The 3,260-nt window shown below is 72.6% G+C and carries 3 protein-coding genes and 1 pseudogene; 2 read left to right on the forward strand and 2 right to left on the reverse strand.

Annotated elements, in window-relative coordinates:
* The coding region (locus TA90_RS15360; RefSeq protein ID WP_407921566.1) for a glycosyltransferase family 2 protein at window positions 1–465 on the reverse strand (465 nt) is incomplete at its 3' end.
* Between the two features lie 80 nt (window positions 466–545).
* Window positions 546–863 (reverse strand): annotated as a pseudogene (locus tag TA90_RS15940) (glycosyltransferase family 2 protein); the annotation flags it as partial.
* Window positions 864–1,238: 375 nt separating this feature from the next.
* Between TA90_RS15940 and TA90_RS00275 the strand changes: the two are divergent.
* Complete coding sequence (locus TA90_RS00275) at window positions 1,239–2,396, forward strand: DUF1972 domain-containing protein (protein WP_231550613.1); 1,158 nt, start codon at window positions 1,239–1,241, stop codon at window positions 2,394–2,396.
* On the forward strand, window positions 2,393–3,260 hold an 868-nt coding region (locus tag TA90_RS00280), incomplete at its 3' end, for a glycosyltransferase family 2 protein (protein WP_043534035.1). The genes TA90_RS00275 and TA90_RS00280, both read left to right, overlap by 4 nt.

Raw genomic sequence — 3,260 nt, forward strand, 5'->3', positions numbered from 1 at the left:
GGGGGAGCGCAGCACACGCCCGGCCACGGCCCGCGCGAGGCCCACCACCGCCCGGCCCGTGCCCCCCAGGAGGAGGCCCACCCTGGCCGCCGCGCGCCGGGGACCGGGCGGGGTGTCGAGCAGGGTGACGACGGAGTGGGTGGCGCCCGTGTGGCGCGCCCGGGCCAGCACCCAGGTGCGTGTGCTGCGTGAGGCGGGCACGAGGTCGTGGATCGCGGCCTCGCGGCAGAACACGATCCTGCCGCCCGCCCGTGCCAGCTGGCGGGTGAAGAGGGTGTCCTCCCCGCCGTGGGTGCCCAGACGGGGGTCGAAGCGCAGGCCCGCCGCACGCACCTGGTCCATGTCCAGCAGGAGGTTCCCCGAGGGGGCGGCGGGCAGCGCGGTGCCCGTGGGAGGTCGACGCCGGTCGAAGAAGCCGCCCGCGACCACGAAGGGGGGAGGGGGTGACTCGTAGCTGGCCAGCACGCTGCCGGCCACCGCGGCGGGGCGGCCGGTGGTCCTCCCAGGCGCCGACCATCCCCTCCAGCCGATCCCTGCGCGGGCTCCTCGTCATCGTCGATGAACACGAGGAGGCGGGAGTCGCGTGACTCCTCCAGGCACCGCTGGCGGGCGGCGGCGATCCCGGGCGTGGCCTCCAGGCGGTAGTCCAGGTGTGGGTGCCCGGCGGCCAGCTCCTCCACCAGGGCGCGCGCACTGCCCGCGGGGTCGTTGTCGACCACCAGGACGCGGGCGCGTGCCCCGCCCCGGGCGCTGAGGAGCTCCGCCTGGCGCAGGACGGCCGGCAGGCCGCGCGCGAGGGTCCCGGGCCTCCGGTAGGTCAGGATTCCCACGGTGAGGGCCGGTGGCTCGGGGACGGGGGGCATCACGACCTCCTCGGTGTCGGTCCGCACGGGTCGGGTGCGGACAGCCTATGTGGTCTGCGTCAAGCCTGCCCGGACACGGGTGCGCCGCAGGGTGGCGCAGCCACCCGGTGGACATCACTGACACGGGCGTGTCGTGGTCCCGGCGTGGACTTTTCCGTCCCGTCGGATATGCTCGACTCCCACAAGTGTTTCAGACTCTGAAAGTTTCAGGAACTGAAATGGCGGAATCGGATCCGAGGTCGCTCCGACCGGCACCTGCAGGTCACCGACGCGGAGGTTCTCAGGAGGGGACAGCACATGGCACAGGGCAGTGGCGGTGTCACCGCGCGTGGGCGACGGTCCCGACGTGTTCCGGGCGGACCACTGAAGGTGGCACTGATCGGGACCCGCGGCGTCCCCGCCAACTACGGCGGGTTCGAGACGGCGGTCGAGGAGGTCGGGCGTCGCCTGGTCGAGCGGGGGCACGAGGTCCTCGTCTTCTGCCGCTCGGGGACGTCCCAGGGGAGCTCCCACCCCACTGAGTACCTCGGGATGAAACTCGTGACGCTGCCCGCCCTGCGCAAGCGGTCCCTGGAGACCCTCAGCCACACCCTGCTCTCCGTCCTGCACGGTCCCCTGGGGGACACGGATGCGGCCATCGTCTTCAACGCGGCCAACTCGCCACTGATCCCCGTGCTGCGGGCGCGCGGCATCCCCTGCGCCACCCACGTCGACGGCCTGGAGTGGAAGCGTGCGAAGTGGGGCACCGTCGGGCGCCAGTACTACCGCAACGCCGAGTCGATCGCGGTGCGTCTCTCCGATGCCCTCATCGCCGACGCCCACGGGATCGCCGACTACTACCGCACCGAGTTCGGGGCACCCACCCGCCTCATCGCCTACGGCGCCCCCGTCAACGAGCACCCGGTCGGCAACCGCCTCCACGAGGTCGGTGCCGCGCCCGGACGCTACCACCTGGCGGTGGCGCGCTTCGAGCCGGAGAACCAGGTCCTCGAGGTCGTCAGCGGGTACTCGCGCAGCGGCTCGCGGCTGCCACTCATGGTGGTCGGCTCCGCCCCCTACTCGGCGCGCTACACCCGCGAGGTCCGCAACAACGCCGATGCGCGGGTGAGGTTCCTGGGGGGCGTGTGGGACCAGGAACTCCTCGACCAGCTCTACGGCAACGCCAGCTCCTACCTGCACGGACACTCAGTGGGGGGCACCAACCCCTCCCTCCTGCGGGCCGCCGGCGCGGGTGCCTCCGTGATCGCCTACGACGTGCCCTTCAACCGGGAGGTCGTGGGGAAGAACGGCCTGTACTTCCGCACCAGGGACGACGTCTCCTGGGCGCTGGCCACCGTCGAGTCCGACCCCGAGGCGGCCCGCGCCCGGGGCAACGCGCTGCGCGACGACATCGTGCGCTACTCCTGGGACGGCGTGGCCGATGAGTACGAGCAGCTCCTGCGCGACCTCGCCGAGTCCGGACCCACCCCCCTGTCCTCCCACCCTTCGGGCCTGCGCAGGAGGAGTGCGTCTCCGGCGGGAGTGGGGCGGTGAGGGGGGTCCGGTTCGCCCTGGTGGTCGTCAACTACGGCTCCCACGCCCTCGTCGCCGCGAACCTCCCGCGCAGGGCCGCCGACGAGGCCGGGGCGAAGGTCTTCCTCGTCGACAACCTCTCGACCGAGGGGGAGCGGCGCGCCGTGGCCGAGCTGTGCGCCCAGCGGGGCTGGGTGATGCTCCCGCAGGAGGGCAACCCCGGGTTCGCCGCAGGGGTCAACCGCGGGGTGAGGGCAGCGATCGCCGAGGGGTTCGAGGTGTTCGTGACCCTGAACCCCGACGCCACCGCCGACGCCCTCACGCTGGCGGCGCTCGCCCGGGGTGTCCGCGAGGACCCACTGACGGTGGCCTCGCCGCTGGTGGTGAGGTCGAGCGGCGGGTACGACTTCCGTGGCTCCACGGTGAGCCTGCGCAGTGGGCGGATCCGCACCGGGTGGGTCCCCGGCGACGACGACGAGGAGTGGAAGAACTGGCTGACCGGGGCCTGCCTGGCGTTCTCCCGGGACACCTTCGAGGTCCTCGGCGGCCTGGACCCGCGCTACTTCCTGTACTGGGAGGACGTCGACTTCTCCCGCCGCGCCGTCGAGGCCGGGCGACGCCTGGTCCTGCGCGAGGACCTCTGCGTCCTCCACGACGAGGGCGGGACACACACCGCCGCCGGGTCGAGGGCGAAGTCGAGCACGTACTACTACCACAACTGCAGGAATCGGCTGCTCTTCGGCAGCCGCTTCCACCGAGGAACCTGGGGGGGATGGCTGATGAGCACACCTGAGCAGACCTGGAGGATCTGGACGAGGGGCGGTCGACGCCAACTCCTGACCAGCCCGGGAGGAGCGGTGGCCGCCGTGCGGGGGAGCATCGACG

It is taken from the genome of Actinomyces polynesiensis, assembly GCF_000820725.1.
GTDB lineage: Bacteria > Actinomycetota > Actinomycetes > Actinomycetales > Actinomycetaceae > Pauljensenia > Pauljensenia polynesiensis.